Here is a 22,700-nt window from a genome sequence, read left to right as displayed (position 1 = left end):
GAAGATCTTGGTCGCGCCTTCGATCCGAAGCAGTTCTGAAACCTGCTGCATGGTTTCAAGCCCTCGTCAGCAGCGGCATGGAGGACCAGAGCCGCCTGGTATAGTCATGTTGCGGATTGGCGATGAGTTCGGCCGAAGGCGCCACCTCCACCAACTTGCCCTCGAGCATGATGGCGATGCGGTCGGCGAATTGCCCCATCAGCGCCAGGTCGTGGGTGATGAAGAGGATCGAGAACCCGAACTTGCGCTTGAGTTCGACGATTTCCTGCAGGATTTCGCGCTGCACCACCACGTCGAGCGCCGTTGTCGGCTCGTCCATGATGATCAGTTTCGGTTCGAGCGCCAGCGCAATGGCGAGCACCACGCGCTGCCGCATGCCGCCCGAAAGCTGGTGCGGATAATCGTCGAGCCGGCTCTGCGGAATGCCGATCAGCGCCAGCAGTTCGCTGGCCCGGGCCCGTGCCTCCGCCGTCGAAACGCCAGTGTGGCGCACAATCACGTCGCGGAACTGTTCAAAGATCGTCAGCACCGGATTGAGCGAGTTCATGGCGCTCTGGAACACCATGGAGACACTCGACCAGCGCCACTTGCGCAGCCGCTCCGGCGTCATGGCGAGCACATCCTCGCCATCAAGGCTGATCGAGCCCTCGGAAATAATGGCCGGCGGACGATGCAAACGCATCAGCGCCAGAGCGATCGTGCTCTTGCCCGAACCCGACTCCCCCGCCAGCCCCAGCACCTCGCCGCGACCGATGGAAAAGTCGACGCCCTTCACAGCCGTGAAAAGTCCCTTGGCCGTCAGAAAATCGACTTTCAGCCCGCGCACATCGAGTAGTTTGTCGGTCATGGCTTGACCTCCGCGAGACGCTGCTGGTCGAGCTTCTTCTGCGCCTTGATGGCTGCAGCCACAGTCCCGAGCGTGCGTAGCCGCGGGTTGGAGATTTCATCGACGCCAAAGTTCAGCAGCGACAAGCCAACACCGATACCGGCCACGGCCAGCGCCGGCACCAGCACTTCCCACCAGGCGCCCACGCTGATCGCCGACGCATTTTGCGCATGGTAAAGCATGGTGCCCCAAGACACCGACATGGGATTGCCGAGGCCCAAAAATTCCAGCGTTGCCTGGGTGATGATCGTATAGGTCACCGAGCCGATGAAATTGAAGCCGATGATCGACAGGAGGTTAGGCAGCAGCTCGACAAAGATCATCCGCGTCGGCCGCTCGCCGATCAATTCGGATGCAAGAATATATTCCCGATTCCGCAGCGTCAGGGTCTGCGAACGGGTAACGCGTGCGCCCCAAGCCCAGGAGGTCATGCCGATAATGATGGCGATGACGGCCGGATTGGTCTGCCCCATGAAGGCGGCAATGACCAGCAGCAGCGGCAATTGCGGAATCACCAGTACTACATTGGTGAAAAACGAGATGACCTCGTCGATCCAGCCACCAAAATAGCCGGCGGCAATGCCGAGCACGGTACCGATCAGCACGATGATGATGCCGGCGAAGAAGCCCACGGCCAGCGAGGTGCGCGTGCCATAGATGAGCTGGGCGAAGACATCGCGTCCCATGCGGGTGGTGCCGAGCAGTTCATCGGCATTAGGCGGCTGATGCGGCCGGCCGACGCGCTGCATCGGGTCGAGATTGAGCAACATAGGCCCGAAAATGGCAACGGCGACATAGAGCAGCACAATAATCAGGCCGATCAGGGCCTTCTTGTTGCGCAGGAAAACTTTGAGTGTCTCGAACATGGGTCTCAGGCCTTCCGCAGGCGTGGATCGAAGAAGACGTAGAGAAGATCGACCGCGAGGTTCGCGAGCAGGGTGGCAAAGGTCATGATCAGCAACTGCCCCTGAATGAGCGGATAGTCGCGCGTGACGATGCCGATATAGAGCGTCTGCCCAAGGCCGGGATAGTTGAACACCACCTCCGTCACGAGCGAACCGCCGAGGATCGCACCCAGCGTCAGGCCGAGCGAGGTCACCGAAGGCAGCAGCGCATTGCGGGCGGCATAATTGAGCTGCACGCGCCGGTCCGACAGGCCCTTGGCGAGCCCCATAGTGACGTGATCCTCGCCCAATTGGCCGATCATGTTGTTGCGCATGGTGACGAGATAGCCGCCGACGAAAACCACCATCAGCGAGCAAATGGGCATCAGCCCATGCAGCGCCACGCTGCCGAAGAATTCCCAACTCCAGGCAGGGTCGAGCGCGGGTGCAAAGGCGTAGCCCGTCGGCAGCCATTTCAGTGCCACGCCAAAAATGAAGAGTGCGGTCAGGGCAATCACCACTGCCGGGGTCGCCTGCAAGGCCAGCGAAACCGGTGTCACCACCGCATCGAGCATGCCCCCGCGGCGCCATGCGGCGAAGGTGCCGATGATCGAGCCGACACAGAAAGCCATTAGCGTCGCGGTCCCCGCCAAAAGCAGCGTCCAGGGCAGCGCATAGGCCAGAACCTGGTTCACCTTCTGCGGATAGAAGCGGATGGAATAGCCGAGGTCGCCGGTAAAGACCGACTTCATATAGTCGAGAAACTGCAGGTGCAGCGGCCCCGAGGCAAAACCAAATGTCGCGACCAGCGCATCGCGCGCTTCCGGCGTCAGGGTGCTGTTCTGCTGGGCGAACATGACGTCGATGGGATTGCCCGGCATCAGGCGCGGCAGGGCGAAATTGATCGTGGCGGCCACGAGGAAGGCCACAAGATAGAAGGCTATCCGGCGGATAACGAAATTCATCGCACTCTCCAAAAGAGCAAGACGGCGCAGCCGAAGCCGCGCCGCCTTTCTTCAAGGGATTACTTGACTGGGGAGAGTGCCAGGAGGTGCAGCAGGCGTTCCGGCACGCCGGCATAAACCACCGGACGAGCGACCGGATTGTCGGCATTGAAGAAGCCGGTGAAGCGGGTCGTGTTGTATTCGTACCAGAGCGGGTTGTTGAACACGTTGATCAGCGGCATGTCGGCGGCGATCAGGGCCAGAACCTTCTTCATCGCTTCGCCCTGCTCGGCCGCGTCGGTCGTGGCATTGAAGGCATCGAGCGCCGCATCGAGTTCGGGATTGGCATAACGCGAGGAGGCGAAGCGGTTCTGCCCGACGTTGCGCGAGTGCAGCGAGGAGTCGAGGAAGAAGTGCGGGCTGACGCCGGTAGCGACGGCATTGAGCGCGGCTTCGTACTTGCCCGAGATCAGCGCATCGGTCCAGGCCGGGCTTTCCGGCGTTGCCATCGCGGCATTGATGCCCACTTCGGCAAGGCCTTCGATGGCGAGCTGCACCGTGTTCACCCAGTCGGTCCAGCCATTGGGCACGATGATTTCAAAGGCAATCGGCAGGCCGGTCGGGGTTTCGAGGAAACCGTCACCATCCTTGTCGGCATAGCCGGCATCGGCAAGCAGCGTCTTGGCGGCTTCGATATCGAACCGGGCGAAGTGCCCGAACTCGGCTTCGGCCTCGACATTGTTCCACACGTCATAGGCCTGGCCGAGGCCGGAGGCATATTCGTTGGCGGTCGGGTAGCCATAGCCGGCAATATCAACCATGGCCTGACGGTCCATGGCCATCGAGAAGGCGCGGCGGAAGTCGACGTCGCTGAAGGCTTCCTTGAGGCCCGGATCCTCGCTTTCCATGTTGAGCGAGAAATAGACCGGCGAACCGGCCGGGAACCAATAGCCGCGGTGATCCGGATCGCCGGCCAGATAGGTGCGTTCGATATCGGGCAGGAAGGAGCCGAACCAGTCGAGCTCGCCATTGGCGGCCATGGTCAGCACCTGGTCATTGTTCGACACCTGCGGCATGCGCATGCAGTCGACTTCCAGCTCCGCATTGTCCCAATAGTTTGGGTTGCGGCACTGGATATATTCCTGCGGCGTGAAGCGGCGGATTTCCGTCAGCGGACCCGAACCGACCGGAGCGGGATTGGTGAAGGTGACGGGGTCGGCCACATCAGCCCAGACGTGCTCGGGCACCACATAGGTCTGCACGATCTGGTAGATCAGGCCCGCATCGACCTGCTTGAACTTGAAGGTGACGGTCTTGTCGTCACTGGCTTCGACGCTTTCGAGCTTGGGCCAGACGGCGCGCAGGTCGAGAGCGGGGAATTCCTTGATCATATTGAATGTGAAGGCCACATCCTTTGCCGTCAGCGGCTCGCCATCTGACCATTTTGCGCCATCGCGCATGGTAAAGGTCAGCGAGAGTCCGTCGTCGGAATATTCATATGCGGACGCCAGGCGATAGTTCGCCTCGCCACCCTTGATAGCGTTGAACACGACCAGCGGCTCATACATGAAGTCCAGCACCGTCGGCAGAACCGTGGTGGCATTCATCGGGTTGTAATTTTCAACCCAGGCCGTCAGCTGCTGCGGCACCGCCGTCAGAATGGCTTCCTGCGCGTGCGAAACAGGCAGGCCAACCGTGGCGGCCAATAGCACGAGCGTCGTCTTCTTCAGAGACATCTGAAGTCCTCCCAAAATGATCCTCCGCATCCGGCGTCGAGGCCGGATCCACCGCATGAGTTGCGATTGGTATCTAATTGGCACTAGAGTGGTGATGGAGTCACCGCGTCAAAATCGTCAAATTTGCCGGAAAAATCGGCAAAAACTCAGCGCGGCGGCAGGAGTCTGGTTTGAAGTGGTCTCATCGGGGAGGTGAGGCGGCAGGCCCGGAGGAGAAGACATGAAGCTGCCGGCGCTCTGGCCGTCCAACTTTCGGGGACGGCTGTTCCTGATCTTTCTCGGCGTCATGGCGGTGCCGCTGTCCCTCACCTTTTGGGCGCTGATCACCACGCTGACGTCGAGCCTGCGCGACGAGACTTTCGCGCAGTTGCAGTTCGTGCGCGACGCCAAGCATGCCGAGATCGAGCAATACCTCGCCTTCTCCCTGCGCCAGGCGGAAACGCTCACCAAATCCAACACGGTGCGCTATTCGGTCGGCGAATTTTACGGCTTTTCCTACGCCTTCCGCATGATCGACGCCTCGCCCGACAAGGCCCAGCGCGTGTTGCAGGAAGTGTTCGCGCTCAACGAAGGCGGCGTGGGCCAGCCGGCCGAAATGGGCGGTCCCCTCCTCCGCACTGCGCTTGAATATGCCAATGCGCACAACCGCTTCCACGAAGATTTCGCGAGTTTTGTGCGCACCTCCGAATTCGACAATCTCTACCTGATCAACAGCGCCGCCCGCGTCATCTATTCGGTCGAAAAGGACGGCTATCTCGGCGCCGATCTCGACATGACGCTGAGGAATACGCCGCTCGGGCAATTGACGGAAACGCTGCTCGAAGGCGATGGCGAAGACCGCCTCGCCCTCCTCGATTTCCGCCGCGACCCCGTCACCAATGCCTTTTCCGCCTATGTCGCCGTGCGTATCGACTTTCACAGCCGCACCCGCGGCCTTGCCGTCTTCCGCCTGCCCGCCGATGCCGTCGACGCCGTCGTGCAAGGCCAGTTCGGCAATCAGGCGACGGGGCAATTGTTCCTCACCAGCAGCAGCGGCGCCCTGATCTCCGGCCCGCCCGACGGAGCCCTGCACCCCGGCGACAAGCGCCTCGCCAGCATTTCCCGCGGCTCCGAACGCGGCGCCGACATTCTCGATAGCGGCGCCGGCGGCGAGCCCGCTCTTGCCGCCTGGACCGTCCTGCCCTTCGGCGCCACGCCTTGGCACCTCTCGGCCGAAACGCCCACCCGTCTCGCCTTCGCCAAGACCGAATCCCTCACCCAGTTCGTAGCCCTGATCGCCGCCATCAGCCTGCCGCTGATCTTCCTCATCGCCCTCATGCTCTCGCGCACCATCTCGGCCTCGCTCGGCAAATTGGCCGACGCTGCCGAAGCCATCGCCGCAGGGCAGCTTGATCTCGATGTGCCGAAAATCTCAGGCCCGGATGAGCTGGCGCGCCTCACCACCAGTTTCAGCCGCATGCGCATGGCAGTGCGCGACCAGCTCACCTTGATCGGCCAGAAAAACCAGGAACTGGAACAGCAAGTCCGCGTCATCGCCGAAAAGAACGCCGAGCTGGAAGAAGCTGACCGCCAGAAGGACGCTTTCGTCGCCAATACCAGCCACGAATTGCGCACCCCGCTCAATGGCATCATCGGCATTTCAGGCACGCTGGCGACCGGCGCTGCCGGCGATCTCACCGCCTTGCAGCGCAGCCAGCTCGAACTCATCACCTTCTCCGCGCGGCGCCTCTCCCGCCTCGTCGACGATCTGCTCGATCTCTACCGCATCCGCCAGGGCCGGATGAATCTCGACATCCACGCCGTCCACCTTCCGACCTCGATCCGTAACGTGCTCTCGGTGGCGCAGACCATGGTCTGGGGCGAGCCTGTCAGCATCAAGGTCGAGCTGGAAGACGACTTGCCCTATCTCGAAGCCGACCCGGTGCGGCTCGAACAGATCCTCTACAACCTCGTCGGCAATGCCATCAAATATACCGGCAGCGGCACGGTCTCGGTCAGCGCCCGGCGTGTCGGCCACGAAATCGAAATCTCGATCAGCGATACCGGTATCGGCATCGCTGCCGACAGTCTCGAACGCGTGTTCCAGCCACTCGAACGCGCCAGTGGCAACGAGATCGAAGGGTCTGGCCTCGGCCTCACCATTGCCCGCCAGCTCGCCCACGCCATGCATGGCAAACTCTCGGCGACCAGCACGCTGGGCGAAGGCTCTGTCTTCCGTCTCGTCCTCCCCGTCGCCCCTCCCGGCTCGGAACTGAACGCCGTGGAACTCCTCGCGGAGCCAGGCACCGGCTACATCGACCTGCCCCTCATGCCCGACGCGCCTTTTGCCGCCAAGGATGGGCCGCATCTCCTCGTCGTCGACGACGAGCCGGTCAACATCCAGGTCCTGCGCAATGTGCTCCAGCCGCTCGGCTACCGTTTCGAGGCCGCCCGCAATGGCACGGAAGCCCTCGACGCCGTCGCCCGCCAAAAGCCCGATCTCGTCATTCTCGATGTGATGATGCCCGGCCTCAGCGGCCTCGACGTCGCCCGAAAACTGCGCGAGCGTTTTTCGCTGCATGAATTGCCCATCATCATGCTCACCGCCCGCAGCCGCACCCGCGATCTCCTCGCCGGTTTTGAAAGCGGCGCCAACGACTATGTGTGCAAGCCCTTCGTCAAAGACGAACTCCTGGCCCGCATCGCCACCCTCCTTTCGGCCACCCACGCCCAGATGCAGGCGCGCGAAAACGCCGAACTCAAGCAGGAAATCGACCGCCGCGTCCGCGTGGAAGACGCGCTACGCCTTTCCCAGCAACGCATGTCGCGCCTCCTCGACACAGTCTCTGTCGGCCTTGTCTGCGCCAACGAGGCGGGGCGTATCATCTATGCCAACCAGCAAGCCATGCAGCTTTCCGGCGGCCGCATCGAAACCGGCCAGACGCTCCTCGGCGACCTTCTCGATCCCGGCTTCCTCGACAATATGCGCAGCGAGATCGAAACCGACGGCCAGGCCAATCTCACGAACACGACCTTTGGCGCGCCGGACCACAAGGTCATCATCCAGGGTTTTGACATCGAACCCCAGCAAGGCGGCGGCCTTGCCCTCATCATCGACCACGACACCGCGCCACTCCGGCAGCGGGCGGAGCTCGTAAACCGCTCCATTCGCGACGTCCTCGACACGGTCGGCCCCGACCTTGCGGCTATCGAAGAGACCCCGTCGGACCGGGAACTTTACCGCGAAATGATCGTGGCGGTGATGACAGAGAGCCTCAACCTCTGGCGCAAGGCGACCGGCAAATCCAAATTCGACCTTGCCGAGGAAAGCGGTATCTGGCGCGTGAGTCTCGACCGCTCCTCATTGCAAGCGCGCACGCTCGACAAGTACCTGCTGGTCGAAACCCTCCCCGACCGTCCCCGCTGGCGCGACGTCATCGGCACCGGCGAATATGTGCTTGCGCAAGTGGCTTCCCTGCAGCCGGAAACCACCGAGCCCCTCTCCGGCCACGTTTCCAGTCTCAAGCGCATGGTCAAAGCCTCGCTCGAAGCGGACCGCACCTAGCCCTCGCGCTTCAACCGATAGCCAATACCCGGTTCGGTCACGATATGGCTGGGCGAGGCTGGATCGGCCTCCAGCTTCTGGCGCAATTGCCCAATGGCGACGCGCAGATATTGCGTATCCTCGGTATGCGCCGCCCCCCAAACGGCCACCAGCAGCTCCTTGTGCGTAAGCACCTTGCCATGGCCCGAAATCAGCCGCGTCAGCAGCGCATATTCCTTGGGCGGCAGATGCACCGCCTCGCCGTTGCGGGTCACGTAGCGCATATCGAGATCAACCGCGACATCGCCAAACCGCACCTTGGTTGCCGCCGGCTGCGCCACCGCCCGCGGACGGAGCGCCACCTTGATACGCGCCAAAAGCTCGCCAATCCCAAAGGGCTTTTCGACATAGTCATTGGCGCCGCTCTCAAAGGCCTCAATCTTCTCGCCTTCCTTGTCGCGCGCCGACAGGATCAGGATCGGTCCTTCATAAAAGGCCCGCGCCCGCGTCAACACATCCTTGCCGTCCATGTCGGGCAGGCCGAGATCGAGGATCACCACGTCGGGACTCCACTGCGCAATTTCCCGCAGCCCCTGCGTACCGTTATCGGCACGCCGATGGTGGTAGCCCGCCGCCTCCAGCGCCGGCCCGAGGAAGCGATGGATTTGCGGCTCATCGTCGATGACAAGAATGCGTGCGAGCGGTTGGTTCACTTGTCTTTCCAGACGTCGGCGTCCGACTTGTTGAGAGCGATCAGCATGCGCGTGCCCTTGTCGCCATGAATGGGGCTGGCGGCCACAATGGTGCCCCCCATGGCTTCAATGAATCCCTTGGTGATGGACAGCCCCAGCCCCACGCCCTTGCTGCGATCGGTCGGTTCTTCGAGCCGCCGGAACTTGTCGAAGACGCGCTCCAGCTCATCGGTGGGAATACCCTTGCCCTCATCCTCGATGCTGATGATGACCTTCCTGCGGTCCTCATAGGCCGCTATACTGATTTCGGTATTGTCCGGCGAATAGGCAATCGCGTTTTCGAGAATGTTCACCACCGCCTGCTCCAGCAGGCCGGGATCGATCATCACCTTGGGCAATTCCGCCGGGAAATCATAGGTGATCGAATGCTCGCCCAGCCGCCGGCTCAACCGCGCCGTGGCGGTGCGTAGCACGGCCTCTATATCGCTGTCCTCCAGCCGCAGCGTCACCCCGCCGCCCTCAAGCCGGGTCATGTCGAGCAGATTGCGAATATAGTGATTGAGCCGCTCGCCTTCCTCGCGGATGGATTCCAGCAAGTCCTGCTTCACCGCCGGCGCCAGCTTGTCGCCCAGCTCCAGCAACGTCGAGGACGATCCAAGCACCGTCGACAGCGGCGTCCGCAGATCATGGCTCACTGAATTCAGCAGCGCCGTCCTGAACCGGTCCGAGCGCCGCAAGGTCTCGGCCTCCACCGCGTGCAGGGCGAACTCCGCGCGTTCGATGGCAATGCCACCGCCATCCGCCAGCGCCGTAAGCAGCTTTTCCTGATCCGACCCCGGCACCGTCGCGACCCGCTCGATGCCGACCACGCCCGTCCGGTTCTGCACGCCCCGCAGCGGCCGGAACGACCAATTGCTCTGCGGCAGCGTGCCCGTATTGTGCCCGGCCGGTTCGCCCCGCTCCCAGGTCCAGCGCGCCGCCGCCATGGCCCCCGGCCCCAGTTCCTGCGCCTCCGGCGCCCCGGCCACGATCACCAGTTCTCCATTTTCAGGCAATAGCACGATCGACTTCGCGCCCGTCGCCGCCGTCGTCTGCTCGGCCAGTGCGCGGGCAGCGTCGGCCTTGGTCGGCGCCCGCGAAAAGGCCCGCGTTGCCACCAGCAGCGAGGTCACATCGCTTGCCCGCCGCTGCGCCTCTCGCGCCCTGTCGCGCGAACGGCCGGCCAGGATGCCCGTCGCCAGTGCCACCGCGAGAAAGACCATCAGGGTGAGAAGGTCAGTCGGCGAGCCGATGGCAAAGCTGTAGCGCGGGCTCAGGAACAGCACGTTGTAGATAGCAAAAGCGCAGACCGCCGCCACCATGCCCGGCGCCAGCCCATGCACCACAGCCGCCGCCAGAATGGCCGCAAGAAAAATCATGCCCAGATCCGCCCGCTCGAACTGCAGATCGAGCACATAGGCCAGCGCCGTCGCCACCCCGACATAGCCTAACCCGATGGCATAGGGCGCCCAGCCGCGCCGCAGGATTTGCAACCAGGGCCGCCGCATCCGCACCTGGTTCTCGCCCGGCTCGGTCACGACGTGAATGGACACGCCCCGCGCCGCCCGCAACAATTCGGCCGCCAGCGACAGGCCGAACATTTCGCGCAGGCGATTGTCGCGCCCCTTGCCGATGACAATCTGGGTCACATTGTTCTGGCCGGCATAGGCGAGCGCGGCCGCCACGAGATCAGCGCCGTTGAGCACCACCGTCGTTGCGCCCAATTGCTCCGCCAATTTCAGCGCATCCGTCAGCTTCGAGGTCGTCCCGGCTTCTCCGTCTTCCGACCGCCCGCGCGTGATATGCGCCACGATCCAAGGCGCATCCTTCATCGTATCGGACAGCCGCCTGCCCTGCCGCACAAGCGCACTCGCCATGCCATCATCGGCCACCAGAACCAGAATGCGGTCCCCCGCCGCCCAGGGCCCCTCCAGCCCCTTGACCCGCATTGCCGCGTTGAGCTGATCATCCACCGTCTGCGCCGCGCGCCGCAGCGCCAGTTCGCGCAGTGCCGTCAGGTTTTCGGGCTTGAAGAAATTGTCCGCCGCCAGCCGCGCCGTTTCCGGAACATAGACCTTTCCCGCCGCCATGCGCTCGCGCAATTCGGCCGGGGTAATGTCGATGACTTCAATATCATCCGCCCGCGACAGCGCCCCGTCCGGCACCGTCTCGCGCTGCCGCACGCCAGTGATTTTCAACACCACATCAACGAGGCTTTCGAGATGCTGGACGTTCAGTGTCGTCCAGACATCGATCCCCGCCGCCAGCAATTCCTCGACGTCCTGCCACCGCTTCGGGTGCCGCGAGCCCGAAGCATTGGTATGGGCATATTCGTCGACGATCAGCAGCTCGGGTTTTCGCGACAGCGCCGCATCGATATCGAACTCAAGCAGCGTCCGCCCCCGATGCTCGATCGGCCGCCGCGGCAGCACGTCCATACCCCTAAGCAGGCTCTCCGTCTCCTTGCGCCCATGCGTCTCGACGAGCCCGATCACCACATCGAGCCCGTCCATCTTGCGCCGTCGCGCCTGGCGCAGCATTTCGTAGGTTTTGCCGACACCCGGCGCCATGCCCAAGAAAACCTTGAGTTTTCCCCGATGCGCCTTCTGCGTTTCGGCGAGGAGCGCTTCGGGATCTGGACGCCGGATGTCTTGCACGTCGGACTACTCAGCAGGTTGGAGCGGATAGGCGCTGTCGAGCGCCAGATTGGTCATCAGCACGTTGACGCGCGCCTGGCCGATAAAGCCCAGCAGCGGCGCCTCGGTGTTGGCCGCAACGAGAGCCTCTACCAAGGAGGGTTCTATACCGCGCGCTGCGGCAATGCGATCCACCTGCAAAGCCGCAAACTCCGGCGATATCTCGGGATCGAGCCCCGAACCCGAGGTCGTGACCGCATCCGGCGGGATAGCCCCCTCCGGCGCATAGGCCCGAACGGCCGCGGCATCCGCGGCCACGCGCTCGAACAGCACCGGATTGAGCGGCCCGAGGTTCGAGCCCGACGATCCCGCAGCATTGTAGCCATCCCCCGCCGCAGAAGGACGCGGCCAGAGATAGCCCGGCCCCGTGGTCACCTGCCCGATGAGTTTCGAGCCCACAACCTCGCCCGCCGCATTCTTCACGAGCGAGCCCTCGGCCTGCGCCGGGAACAGTGCCCCGCCCGCCGCCGTCACGACGGCCGGATAGGCACCACCGAGAATGACGGAGAACAGCAGCATGGAAACAATGGCTGGTCTTGCCTGGTTCAGCATTTTCTTTGCTCCTTATGCGAGACCGAGTGCGGTGATGGCAACGTCGATGATCTTGATGCCGATGAACGGCGCGACGAGACCACCGAGGCCGTAAATAAGAAGGTTGCGCGACAGCAGCGCCCCGGCCCCCACCGCCCGATATTTCACCCCGCGCAGGGCGAGCGGAATGAGCGTGACAATGATCAGGGCGTTGAAAATCACCGCCGAGAGGATGGCGCTTTCCGGACTCGTCAGCCCCATGACGTTGAGCGCCTGCAACTGCGGCAACACGACCACGAACAGCGCGGGAATGATCGCAAAATACTTCGCGACGTCATTGGCAATCGAGAAGGTCGTCAACGCACCACGGGTAATCAGCATCTGCTTGCCGACCTCCACGATCTCGATAACCTTGGTCGGATCGCTATCGAGATCGACCATATTGCCCGCTTCGCGCGCCGCCTGGGCACCCGTCTGCATGGCCACGCCAACATCGGCCTGAGCCAGCGCCGGCGCGTCATTCGCGCCGTCGCCGCACATTGCCACCAGACGCCCCTTGCCCTGCTCCTCGCGGATCAGGCGCAGCTTGTCCTCGGGCGTCGCTTCCGCAAGGAAATCATCGACGCCTGCCTCTGCCGCAATGGCCGCCGCCGTGACCGGGTTGTCGCCCGTAATCATCACCGTGCGCAGACCCATCTTGCGAAGATCGGCAAAGCGAGCGGCAACGCCTGGTTTCACCACGTCCTTGAGATGGATAACGCCGATCAGCGTCTTCCCCTCGGCAATGGCCAGTGGCGTTCCACCGCTGCGGGCAATACGATCCACCACCTGCCGGAACTGGGCCGGCGCATCGGTGTCGGTCTTCCCCGTCAGCTTCAGGATCGCGTCAACCGCACCCTTGCGCCAGGATTTGCCCTCGGTATCGATGCCGGAAAGCCGGGTCGATGCCGAGAACGGAATGATCACGCTGTCGGCCGGTACTTCGGTGATAAAACCCTTGTTGCGCGCCAGTTCGATGATCGAACGGCCTTCGGGCGTTTCGTCGCCAAGCGAGGTCATCACGGCAGCGCGCAGCGCCAGGTCTTCCCTGATACCCGGAGCCGGAATGACTTCGGTCGCCATGCGATTGCCGAAGGTGATCGTGCCCGTCTTGTCGAGCAGCAGCGTATCGACGTCACCGGCCGCTTCCACGGCGCGACCCGAAGTCGCCAGCACATTGACCTTGAGCAGGCGATCCATGCCGGCAATGCCGACAGCCGAGAGCAGCCCGCCAATGGTGGTCGGGATCAGACAGACGAATAGTGCCCCAAGCACAACCGGATCGAGCGCAATGCCCGAATAGGCGGCGAAGGCCAGCAGCGTCACGACGGCAATCAGGAAGATCAGCGTCAGGCCGGCCAGCAGCACAGCCAGCGCAATCTCATTGGGCGTCTTGCGCCGATCGGCGCCTTCCACCATGGCGATCATGCGATCAAGGAAGGTCGAACCCGGACGCGAGGTGACGCACACCTTGATCCAGTCCGACACCACCGTCGTGCCGCCAGTCACGGCCGAACGGTCGCCGCCGGATTCGCGGATCACCGGAGCGCTTTCGCCCGTAATCGCCGCTTCGTTGACCGAGGCCACGCCTTCGATGATCTCGCCATCGACCGGAATGACATCACCAGCCTCGACCAGAATGACCTGACCCAGGCCCAGCTCGTGAGCTGGCGTCGGCACCACAAGCCCCTGCTTTTCATCGACGATCAGCTTGGCCTTGGTCGTGGTGCGCGTTGCCCGTAGCGAGTCGGCGGCAGCCTTGCCCCGGCCCTCGGCAATGCTCTCGGCGAAATTGGCGAAGAGCACCGTGGCCCAGAGCCAGAGCGCAATGGCGACGGCAAAGGCGCCATTCGCCCCGCTGCCGATGGCAATCGCCGCCGAGATCGTCGCGAGCACCGCAACGAGTTCGGTGGCGAGGATAACCGGGTTGCCGAACAGTTTGCGCGGGTCGAGCTTTACGAACGCATCGCCCAAAGCGCGGGCCAGCGTCGCGACATTGAGGCCACCGGCAAGCCGGGCGCCTCCCTTGCCTTCAGTTCCAAATTCCATTGTAGACATGTGAGGAGACCTCAGTTTGCCGAGACCGCTTCGAGCACCTGGAAGTGCTCGACGATCGGGCCGAGGGCCAGCGCCGGGAAATATTGCAGCGCGCCCAGAATGATGATGACGCCGACAAGCAGACCGATGAATAGCGCACCCGTCGTAGGCAGGGTGCCGGTGCTCGGGGCCAGCTTGGGCTTGGCGACCATGCTGCCGGCGATGGCGAGCACAGCCACGATCGGAATGAAGCGACCGAGGAGCATGGCAAGGCCAAGCGTGGTGTTCCACCACGGCACGTTGGCCGAGATGCCGCCAAAGGCCGAACCGTTATTGGCCGTGGCCGAAGTGAAGGCATAGAGCAGTTCGCTCAGCCCATGCGCGCCGGGATTGAAGAGGCTCGCAAGCCCATCTGGCCAGACCACGGTCAGCGCCGAGAAGCCCAGTGTCGAGAGCGGCACGACCAGCAGCGCCACCATGGCAAACTGGATTTCGCGCGCCTCGATCTTCTTGCCCAGATAATCCGGCGTGCGCCCGACCATGAGCCCGGCCACGAAGACCGAGAGCACGGCCATGACCACCATGATGGCAATGCCCGAACCGATGCCACCGGGCAGGATTTCACCCAGCATCATCAGCAGCATCGACATGCCACCGCCGAGCGGCATCAGGCTGCCGTGCATGCCATTGACCGAGCCATTGGATGCGCCCGTCGTCTGCGCCGCCCATGCGGCCGTGCTGGCGAGACCAAAGCGGGTCTCCTTGCCTTCCATATTGATCGGGTTTTCGATCCCCGCGGCAACGAGAGCCGGAGCCGGCTGCGCTTCGGCGACATAGATCACTCCAGCGCCTGCCGCGAGGATCAGGATGCCGGCCGTGGCGAGGGCACGGATTTCCTTGCGCGCAAAAGCCGAACGGCCAAAGGCGAAGAATGCAGCCCAGCCAAGCGTGTTGATCGCGATAGCCGTGATCAGGTTGGTCAGCGGGCTCGGGTTCTCGAAGGGATGCGCCGAGTTGACGTTGAAGATACCGCCGCCATTGATGCCCAGCTGCTTGATCGCCAGCTGGCTCGCGGTCGGCGCCACCGAAATGGTCTGGCTCGCGCCATCGAGCGTTGTCACGCTGACCGAAGCCGCAAAATTCTGCACCACGCCCATGCCGATCAGGGCCACGGCGAGAACAATCGAGAGCGGCAGCAGCACATAGAGTGTCGTCCGCACCAGATCGGCCCAGAAGTTGCCGATCCCGCTTTCACGATTGCCGGCAAAGGCCCGCGCCAGAGCCGCAGCAATAGCCGCCCCAGTCGCCGCAGACACAAAGTTCTGCGTCGTCAACCCAACCATCTGGGTAAAGTGGCTCATGGTGGTTTCGCCGCCATAGCTCTGCCAATTGGTATTGGTGACGAAGCTGACCGCGGTATTGAACGCCAGGTCCGGCGAGACGCCGGCAAAACCCTGCGGGTTGAAGGGCAGAATGCCCTGCAGGCGCAGCATGGCGTAAAGCAGCACGAAGCCAAATAGGTTGAAGGCGATCAGCGAGGCGCCATAGCCCAGCCAACCCTGCGATTTGTTGGGGTCGATGCCAGCGAGCGCATAAAAGCCGCGCTCAACGGGTTTCAGCACCGGGTCGAGCCAGGTGCTTTCCTTGTTCCAGACGCGCGACATGAAGATGCCCAAGGGCCAGCCCAAAGCGAGGGCGAGACCAAGGGTCAGGGCGATTTCCGCCCATCCTTGCCAGTTCATTTTGAAGAGTTTCCGCTAAAGTTTGTCGGGCCGGAACAGGGCGATGACCATGTAGACGGCGATAGCGAGGGCGCCGAGCCCCCAGAGCCAGAGCAGCATGGCGCTAGACCCGCGCGAGCAGCTTGGCGAGGGCAAAGGTCAGGACGAAGAAGCCCACCCCCAGCGCCAGAAAGAAGATATCGAACATGTCGAGCCTCCAGAAAGAGAGGCCCGCACATTCATACCGTCGCGCGTAAAGTTTCCATACGGAATGCATAAAGCCGCATAAAGCAGCCATAAAGAAAGGCGCCGCTGATCCCCCAGCGACGCCCTGAAAACCCGGTCTTTCAGACCGAACTAGCCAGCAAAGAACGGCTGCGTACCGTGGGCCTCGATGGCATTGGCGAGACGGCCAAGCGCATGGATATAAGCCGCCGACCGCACCGAAACCTTGCGAGACTGGGCAATGTCCCAGATCGCCCGACCTTCGCGTTCGACGATCTTGAGGAGACGCGCGTGGATCTCTTCGAGGTCCCAATAATAGCCCTGACGGTTCTGCACCCATTCGAAATAGGAAACCGTAACTCCGCCGGCATTGGCGAGAATATCGGGCAGGACAATGACGCCCTTTTCGTTGAGGATCTTGTCGCCATCGGGCGTGACCGGACCATTGGCGAGTTCGAGCACAACCTTGGCCTTGACCGTCCCGGCATTGTCCTTGGTGATCATGTCTTCCAGCGCCGCCGGCACCAGCAGATCGACCTCCACCGACAGCAGCTCATCGGCCGAGATCACCTTGGCGCCGAGTTCGGATGCCATGTCGGCAACGCGACGGCCAGCTTCCTTGCCAGCGATCAGCTTTTCGACATCGAGACCGCCGGGGCGGTAAATAGCACCAGCCGAGTCCGACACCGCAACAACCGAATTGCCGTCGGCCGCGCTCAGCCGCGCATAATATTGCCCGGCATTGCCAAAGCCCTGGATGGCAACCGTATGGTCCTTGTCGAGCCCGAGTTCGGCCGCAAGATTGCGCACGAGATAGAAGCCACCGCGCGCCGTCGCGTCATTGCGGCCGAGCGAACCGCCCAGCGCAATCGGCTTGCCGGTGATGACAGCTGGGGAAACCTCGCCGGTGATCTGGTTATATTCGTCCGACATCCAGCCCATGATCATGGCATTGGTGTAGACATCCGGCGCCGGAATATCGCGGTCAGGGCCGATGATGTTGGCAAAGGCCTGCACATAGGCGCGCGACAGGCGCTCCAGTTCGGACTTCGACAACTGATGCGGATCGACGCGCACCGCGCCCTTGCCGCCGCCATAGGGCAGGTTCATCACCGCGCATTTGAAGGTCATCCAGAAGGCCAGCGTTTCGACTTCCTCGACCGTCGAATCCGGGTGGAAGCGGATGCCGCCCTTGGTCGGCCCGCGCGTATCGTCATAGCGGCAGCGCCAGGCAAGGAACGATTTGCGCGAGCCATCGTCCATGCGGATAAGCAGGCGCGTCTTGGTGGTTTCGCGCGGATATTTGAGTTTCTCGATGACATCCTGATCGATCTTGAGGTGGTTGGCGGCCTCTTCGAGACGGATAAGGGCGCGATCTAGCAGGGTGTCGTCGGACATCATTGTTCCTTGCGATCATGAAATGTGCACAGTGCATAAAAATGCGGCATACAACTTCCATATCAGAAGGCTTAGGTCAACAATCCTGACTCTTGTTGGCGAGAATATATTCGCTCCGCCTATTGACTGTGCATTTCTGCGGTCGGAGTATCCTGAAATCTCGATATATCGGTTCGATCCGCCGTGTTCCCTTCCCTCCCTCTGCCCGAAATCCTCATCAATTCAGACGATTACAACCGCGTCATGGTGCTGGCCGAGCGCTCGTTCGAGTCGATGCCCTATGTCTCGGCCTATCTGGAGCGTGAATTGAAACGCGCGGAAGTCTGCGATCCATGGGACCCTGCCGGCGTCTCCATGGGCCACCGCGTCATGTTCCGGCTCGACGACGAAGGCCAGGTACGACTCGGCCGCCTCACCTACCCCAATCGCCCCTTCGGCGAGCGCGGCAATGTGCCGATCCTCGGACCCGTCGGCGCGGCCCTCATCGGCATGCGCAAGAACTCGTCCATCGAATGGCTCGACGATGGCCGCATCCGTACGCTGACCGTGCTCGACTACGGCTGGTAGTCACGTGGAATATTGCATTCCATTGCTCGCATTCACTGGAATACAATATTACCAGCAACATTCACCGACGCAGCGACCCGACACAGCGCACACCCAACCCAAAAAGCACGTGCGGCAGAATTTTGCTGCACCAGAATGGCTAAATGCGCGCCATATCTGGGCTAATTCGCCCTGGGCGTCCTGCCCCATCCACAGAGCGAAAATTTGAGGAATATAATATTCCTAATTTCGTTGACACTTGGAATATTCGCTCCTAGCATCCCCTTGCAACGATACGAAACGGTGTGTGGAGGCACTCCATCGCGGAGGGCCGGAGCCAATCGCTTTCTGGCTCGTTCAATCTGCCGATAGGGAGCGGCATAAGACATGGACCTGCTCGTCAATCTCTATAGCCGCAAGCTCGACGACCTCCGCGCCCGCGTCGAGGATGTCGGGGCGACTATTCGCGTCGCCCTGCCGCCCGAGCAGCACATCATTAGGGATTGGGTCCGCACCCATTTTTCCGAGTATTGGGTCAGCGAAGTCAGCGCCGCCATGGCGCATCAGCCGCCCGGTTGCCTCATCGCCACCGTCGATGGCCAGCTCGTTGGCTTTGCCTGCTATGACGCGACGGCGCGCGGCTTTTTTGGCCCCACCGGCGTTTCCGAAGACCAGCGCGGCAAGAATATCGGCCTCGCCCTCTTCTATCACACGCTCGCTGCCATGAAGGCGCATGGCTATGCCTATGCCGTCATCGGCTCGGCGGGCCCCGTCGATTTCTACGTCAAGGCGGCCGGCGCCATGCCCATCCCGTCGGACAAGGAAGACATCTACCAGGGCCTGCTGCGCATCAAGAAGCCCGAGGCGAACTAGACCATGACTACGACGCCCCTCGCCCTTTTCGTCGGCATGCCGGGATATGAACTCTCGGCCGACGAGATCGCCTTTTTCCGCGAGGCCAATCCTTTTGGGCTCTTCCTCTTCAAGCGCAATCTCGACAATCCCGAGCAGATCAAGCGCCTCGTCCACCAGTTCAGGGAAGCCGTCGGCCGCGACGATGCCCCGGTCTATATCGACCAGGAAGGCGGCCGCGTGCAGCGGCTCGACAATGGAAATTGGCCGCTGTTCCGCAGCCTCGGCCAATTCGGCGCCCTCGCCCGCAAGGACCTTGAAACAGGCAAGCGCGCCATGCGCCTCTCGACCTTCGCCATGGGCTCGATGATGTCAGAACTCGGCCTCGGCAGTGGTACGACCCCCGTCGTCGATCTCGCCCGCAAGGGCACGCATGACGTTATCGGCCAGCGCGCCTTTGGCGACGATCCCGATCTCGTCATCGAAATGGGCCGCATCGTCATCGATGCCATGCTCGAAGTCGGCTCCATGCCGATCATGAAGCACATTCCCGGCTACGGCCGCGTCACCGTCGATCCGCATTTCGATTGCCCAGTTGTCGATGCCGAGGTGGACGATCTGCGCCAGACCGATTTCCGCCCCTTCATCGCCCTAAAAGATTCCCCCTGGGCCATGGTGGCGCATCTGGTCTTTACCCAGATCGACAAAGACCACCCAGCCTCCGTCTCTGCCGCCGTCTGCGACCTTATCCGCCGCGACATCGGCTACGACGGCGTTCTTATTACCGATTGCCTCACTATGGAGGCGCTCAAGGGAACCTGGCCGGAACGCGTGCGCGCTGCGCTCGATGCAGGCTACGACATTGCCCTCCATAGCCAGGGCGATCTCAACGCCAGCGAGGCGGCGGCCAGGGCGGCAGGTCCGCTCACCGCCGAAAGCCTCGCGCGTATCGACCGGGCCCAGTCGCGGCTCGGCAAGTCTCGTGTGGACGTGAGGGCGCTCCATGCCGAGGTGGAAGACATTTTCAGGGAGAACGGACTTGCCTGAGGCAGGGCCGTATTCAAAGGAGAGACATATAATGCTGAAAACTACGCTGATCGCGGCCGTTTCGGTTGCGACCCTGGCCATGGCGGTGCCCGCCAGCGCCCAGAACGTGCTCACCTTGAGCTCGGAACAGACCACGACCTTCGTGCGCAATTTTAACCCGTTCGGGCAGACCTCGGCGCGCTACACCACGCTCGATTTCATGTACGAGCCACTGGTCGTCTTCAACCGCCTCAAGGGCAACGAACCCAATTTCCGCCTCGCCGAAAGCTATGAGCTGGCCGACGATCTCAAGTCGATCACCTTCGTGCTGCGCGATGGCCTGAAATGGTCCGATGGCGAAGCGCTCACCGCCGACGATGTCGTCTTCACCTATGACTACATCAAGAAGTTTCCGGCGCTCGATTTCATCTCGGTTTCGGCCCAACTCGCTTCCGTCGAAAAGGTCGATGACCGCACGGTCAAGTTCAGCCTCAACGAACCCAATTCGCTGATCGCCAATACCATTGTCGGCATGCCGATCGTGCCCGAGCACATCTGGGCCGACATTGCCGATCCTGTGACCTTCGCCAACGAAAACCCGGTCGCCTCCGGCCCGATGACCGAGATCACGCGCTTCACCCCGCAAGTCTACGAGCAGTGCCGCAATCCCAATTATTGGGACGCTGAGAACCTCAAGGTCGATTGCCTGCGCATGCCGCAGCTTGCCGACAATCCGCAGGTTCTGGCGGCCCTTGCCGACGGTACGCTCGATTGGGCCACGAGCTTCATCCCCGATATCGACAACACCTTCGTTGCCAAGGATCCCGAGCACCACAAGTACTGGTTCACTCCATCGAGCCTCGTCTCGTTCCAGGTCAGCCAGATCACGCCGGACGAGAACAACCGCAAGGCGTTCACCGATGTGAACTTCCGCCGCGCGCTCTCCATGCTCATCGACCGCCAAACCATCGTCGACATCGCCGGCTATGGCTACCCGCTGGTCAATGAAGACCCGGCAAGCCTTGGCGAACTCTACAAGGCCTTCGCCAATCCCGAAGTCGAAACCCAGTTCGGCCAATACGGCAAGTTCGACCTCGAAGCCGCCGTGGCCCTCCTCGACGAGAATGGCTATGTCGACGCCGATGGCGATGGTTTCCGTGACAATCCCGATGGCACCCCGATCGCCATCGACATCATGGTTCCCAATGGCTGGACCGACTGGATCGATGCCGTCCAGATTTCCATCGAAAGCCTGACCGAAGCCGGTCTCAATGTGAAAATGTCGACCCCGGAAGCTGCGGTCTGGACCCAGAACCTGATCGACGGCACCTATTCCATGACGCTCAACGCGCTGGCATCGGCGGCCAATCCCTACTTCCCGTATATCCGCTCGTTCAACCCGGGCGATTTCGGCAAGAGCCGCTTCACTGCGCCGCACTGGGAAAATGCCGAGGTTATGACCCTCCTTGAGCAGTACACCCAGTCCAAGGACCCGGCCGAGCAGAAGTCGCTCATGGACCAGCTCCAGCTGATCGTGGCCGAAGCCATGCCGATCATCCCGGTCTACAACAGCCCGTCCTTCTACGAATACAATACCAACCGCTTCACCGGCTGGGCCGACGCCGAGAACCCCAAGTACTCGCCCGTCGTTTCCAACGCCAACCCGGCCCGCCTGCTGCAGCTGCTCGATCTCGATCCAGTCGCCCAGTAATCGTGCCAAGGCGGGAGCGTTACCCTTGCGCTCCCGCCGTCTCTTATAATGCCGCGCTGCCCCGTTGCGCTTTGCCCAAAGTAGACCTCATCCTGAGGTGCGGAGCGCAGCGTAGCCTCGAAGGACGAGGTCGTGCCCCGATGCTTCGACGCCACGCCCTCGTGGTTCGAGGCTTCGCTACGCTCCGCACCTCACCATGAGGACTACTGGACCCACAGGGAGAAACCTTGCACCGATGACCTTCCTGCTCCGGCGTCTCGCCTTCTATCTCGCGGCCTTCATCGCCGCGGCCACCGTAAATTTCTTCCTGCCGCGCCTGATGCCGGGTGATCCCATCCAGATCATGTTCGCCAGCGCCGGCTCCGAACTCTCCCTCGAAAATCTCAACGCCCTGAAGCTCACCTTCGGCTTCATCGATGCGCCGCTCGGCGAGCAATACCTGCGCTATCTGCAGAGTGTCTTCACTGGCGATCTCGGCCGCTCGATCAAGTACTTCCCCCTGCCCGTCACCGAGCTTTTGGGCCGCGCCCTCGTCTGGACCCTCGGCCTTGTCGGCATCGCGACGCTCTTCAGCTTCTGCCTCGGGACCTTCCTCGGCGTCATGGCAGCCTGGCGCCGCGGCACGATCTTCGACTCCATCGTCTCGCTCACCGCCATCTTTTCCAGCTCCGTCCCGGCCGTCGTCGTCTCGCTGATCATGCTCTTCCTTTTCGGCTATCAGCTCGGCTGGTTCCCCAATGGCTATGCCGCCGATCCGCTGCTCGATCCGGGATTCAACTGGACCTATATTTCAAGCGTGCTGCATCACGGCACCCTCCCCATGCTGACCATGGTCATCGTGCTTACTGGTGGCTTCGCCGTCACCATGCGCAACAACATGATCAACCTGCTGGGCGAAGACTACATCGTCATGGGCCGCGCCAAGGGCCTCGCCGACAATCGCGTCATGCTCTGGTACGCCGCGCGCAACGCCCTGCTGCCCACCGTTTCGAGCCTTGCCATCGCGCTCGGAACCGTGCTCGGCGGTTCGCTCGTCACCGAAGTGGTGTTCAACTATCCCGGCCTCGGCAACACGCTCTACCAGGCCATCATCGCCCGCGATTATCCGGTCATCCAGGGCCAGCTCCTGATCATGACCGCCGCCATGCTCATCGCCAATTTCGCCGTCGATCTCAGCTATGTGCTGCTCGACCCCCGTTTGAAGAAGGCTTGAG

Annotated in this window: 17 protein-coding genes; 6 read left to right on the top strand and 11 right to left on the bottom strand. The window is 62.2% G+C overall.

Annotated elements, in window-relative coordinates; genetic code table 11:
* Positions 1-55 precede the first annotated feature (55 nt).
* Genes J7557_RS06965 through J7557_RS06950 form a run of 4 tightly spaced genes read right to left on the bottom strand, consistent with a single transcriptional unit; the run spans position 56 to position 4,450 of the window.
* Positions 56-847 (bottom strand): ABC transporter ATP-binding protein, encoded by a 792-nt coding sequence (locus tag J7557_RS06965; protein WP_291418698.1) that lies wholly within the window; start codon positions 845-847, stop codon positions 56-58.
* Complete coding sequence (locus tag J7557_RS06960) at positions 844-1,752, bottom strand: ABC transporter permease (RefSeq protein ID WP_291418697.1); 909 nt, start codon at positions 1,750-1,752, stop codon at positions 844-846. Before J7557_RS06960 ends, J7557_RS06965 begins: the two co-directional genes overlap by 4 nt.
* Positions 1,753-1,757: 5 nt before the next feature.
* Positions 1,758-2,735 (bottom strand): ABC transporter permease, encoded by a 978-nt coding sequence (locus J7557_RS06955; protein ID WP_291418695.1) that lies wholly within the window; start codon positions 2,733-2,735, stop codon positions 1,758-1,760.
* 59 nt (positions 2,736-2,794) lie between these two features.
* The gene (locus tag J7557_RS06950) at positions 2,795-4,450 is read right to left on the bottom strand and encodes an ABC transporter substrate-binding protein (protein WP_291418693.1); all 1,656 of its coding nucleotides are present in this window, start codon (positions 4,448-4,450) and stop codon (positions 2,795-2,797) included.
* A gap of 220 nt (positions 4,451-4,670) precedes the next feature.
* Here J7557_RS06950 and J7557_RS06945 point away from each other — a divergent pair, with 220 nt between their 5' ends.
* Entirely contained in the window at positions 4,671-7,994 is a 3,324-nt protein-coding gene (locus J7557_RS06945; RefSeq protein ID WP_291418691.1) for a response regulator, read from the top strand.
* Here J7557_RS06945 and J7557_RS06940 read toward each other — a convergent pair.
* From J7557_RS06940 to J7557_RS06910, 7 genes are all read right to left on the bottom strand, one after another.
* Positions 7,991-8,686: a response regulator gene (locus J7557_RS06940; RefSeq protein ID WP_291418689.1), complete on the bottom strand. Its 696-nt coding sequence runs from the start codon at positions 8,684-8,686 to the stop codon at positions 7,991-7,993. The two genes, J7557_RS06945 and J7557_RS06940, sit on opposite strands and share 4 nt — an antisense overlap.
* The gene (locus J7557_RS06935) at positions 8,683-11,361 is read right to left on the bottom strand and encodes a sensor histidine kinase KdpD (RefSeq protein WP_291418687.1); all 2,679 of its coding nucleotides are present in this window, start codon (positions 11,359-11,361) and stop codon (positions 8,683-8,685) included. The genes J7557_RS06940 and J7557_RS06935 overlap by 4 nt, the downstream gene beginning before the upstream one ends.
* Before the next feature lie 6 nt (positions 11,362-11,367).
* Positions 11,368-11,952, bottom strand: coding sequence for a potassium-transporting ATPase subunit KdpC (gene kdpC / locus J7557_RS06930; RefSeq protein WP_291418685.1), 585 nt, complete (start codon positions 11,950-11,952; stop codon positions 11,368-11,370).
* A gap of 12 nt (positions 11,953-11,964) precedes the next feature.
* Positions 11,965-14,019, bottom strand: coding sequence for a potassium-transporting ATPase subunit KdpB (kdpB, locus tag J7557_RS06925; protein ID WP_291418965.1), 2,055 nt, complete (start codon positions 14,017-14,019; stop codon positions 11,965-11,967).
* Positions 14,020-14,039: 20 nt separating this feature from the next.
* Positions 14,040-15,749 carry a potassium-transporting ATPase subunit KdpA gene (gene kdpA / locus J7557_RS06920; protein WP_291418683.1) on the bottom strand — a complete coding sequence of 570 codons (1,710 nt, stop codon included), beginning with the start codon at positions 15,747-15,749 and terminating at the stop codon, positions 14,040-14,042.
* 103 nt (positions 15,750-15,852) lie between these two features.
* Positions 15,853-16,005, bottom strand: coding sequence for a hypothetical protein (locus J7557_RS06915; RefSeq protein WP_291418681.1), 153 nt, complete (start codon positions 16,003-16,005; stop codon positions 15,853-15,855).
* An 80-nt stretch (positions 16,006-16,085) separates the two neighbouring features.
* Positions 16,086-17,351, bottom strand: coding sequence for a Glu/Leu/Phe/Val dehydrogenase (locus J7557_RS06910; RefSeq protein WP_291418679.1), 1,266 nt, complete (start codon positions 17,349-17,351; stop codon positions 16,086-16,088).
* 183 nt (positions 17,352-17,534) lie between these two features.
* On the opposite strand from J7557_RS06910, the gene J7557_RS06905 reads away from it, so the two are divergent.
* The 5 genes from J7557_RS06905 to J7557_RS06885 all read left to right on the top strand — a co-directional run bounded on the left by J7557_RS06905 (position 17,535) and on the right by J7557_RS06885 (position 22,699).
* A complete protein-coding gene (locus J7557_RS06905) occupies positions 17,535-17,918 on the top strand; it encodes a nucleoside diphosphate kinase regulator (RefSeq protein WP_291418677.1) in 384 nt (127 codons plus the stop codon).
* Between the two features lie 366 nt (positions 17,919-18,284).
* Positions 18,285-18,770, top strand: a complete 486-nt coding sequence (locus tag J7557_RS06900) for a GNAT family N-acetyltransferase (protein WP_291418675.1) — start codon at positions 18,285-18,287, stop codon at positions 18,768-18,770.
* A 3-nt stretch (positions 18,771-18,773) separates the two neighbouring features.
* Positions 18,774-19,796, top strand: coding sequence for a glycoside hydrolase family 3 N-terminal domain-containing protein (locus tag J7557_RS06895; RefSeq protein ID WP_291418673.1), 1,023 nt, complete (start codon positions 18,774-18,776; stop codon positions 19,794-19,796).
* A 34-nt stretch (positions 19,797-19,830) separates the two neighbouring features.
* Positions 19,831-21,486 (top strand): ABC transporter substrate-binding protein, encoded by a 1,656-nt coding sequence (locus J7557_RS06890; protein ID WP_291418964.1) that lies wholly within the window; start codon positions 19,831-19,833, stop codon positions 21,484-21,486.
* A gap of 235 nt (positions 21,487-21,721) precedes the next feature.
* Positions 21,722-22,699: an ABC transporter permease gene (locus J7557_RS06885; protein WP_291418671.1), complete on the top strand. Its 978-nt coding sequence runs from the start codon at positions 21,722-21,724 to the stop codon at positions 22,697-22,699.
* The last annotated feature ends 1 nt before the right edge of the window (position 22,700 follow it).

Source organism: Devosia sp. (genome assembly GCF_017744655.1).
Classification (GTDB): Bacteria; Pseudomonadota; Alphaproteobacteria; order Rhizobiales; family Devosiaceae; genus Devosia.
Note: the sequence above shows the minus strand (reverse complement) of the source record. Positions and strands in the feature narration are given on the sequence as shown.

Bases quoted from the DNA above. Each gene is read 5' to 3' on its own strand.
- J7557_RS06965 (WP_291418698.1), bottom strand. From the start codon at position 847: ATGACCGACAAACTACTCGATGTGCGCGGGCTGAAAGTCGATTTTCTG.
- J7557_RS06960 (WP_291418697.1), bottom strand. From the start codon at position 1,752: ATGTTCGAGACACTCAAAGTTTTCCTGCGCAACAAGAAGGCCCTGATC.
- J7557_RS06955 (WP_291418695.1), bottom strand. From the start codon at position 2,735: ATGAATTTCGTTATCCGCCGGATAGCCTTCTATCTTGTGGCCTTCCTC.
- J7557_RS06950 (WP_291418693.1), bottom strand. From the start codon at position 4,450: ATGTCTCTGAAGAAGACGACGCTCGTGCTATTGGCCGCCACGGTTGGC.
- J7557_RS06945 (WP_291418691.1), top strand. From the start codon at position 4,671: ATGAAGCTGCCGGCGCTCTGGCCGTCCAACTTTCGGGGACGGCTGTTC.
- kdpC (WP_291418685.1), bottom strand. From the start codon at position 11,952: ATGCTGAACCAGGCAAGACCAGCCATTGTTTCCATGCTGCTGTTCTCC.
- kdpB (WP_291418965.1), bottom strand. From the start codon at position 14,019: ATGGAATTTGGAACTGAAGGCAAGGGAGGCGCCCGGCTTGCCGGTGGC.
- kdpA (WP_291418683.1), bottom strand. From the start codon at position 15,749: ATGAACTGGCAAGGATGGGCGGAAATCGCCCTGACCCTTGGTCTCGCC.
- J7557_RS06915 (WP_291418681.1), bottom strand. From the start codon at position 16,005: ATGCATTCCGTATGGAAACTTTACGCGCGACGGTATGAATGTGCGGGC.
- J7557_RS06910 (WP_291418679.1), bottom strand. From the start codon at position 17,351: ATGTCCGACGACACCCTGCTAGATCGCGCCCTTATCCGTCTCGAAGAG.
- J7557_RS06900 (WP_291418675.1), top strand. From the start codon at position 18,285: ATGGACCTGCTCGTCAATCTCTATAGCCGCAAGCTCGACGACCTCCGC.
- J7557_RS06895 (WP_291418673.1), top strand. From the start codon at position 18,774: ATGACTACGACGCCCCTCGCCCTTTTCGTCGGCATGCCGGGATATGAA.
- J7557_RS06885 (WP_291418671.1), top strand. From the start codon at position 21,722: ATGACCTTCCTGCTCCGGCGTCTCGCCTTCTATCTCGCGGCCTTCATC.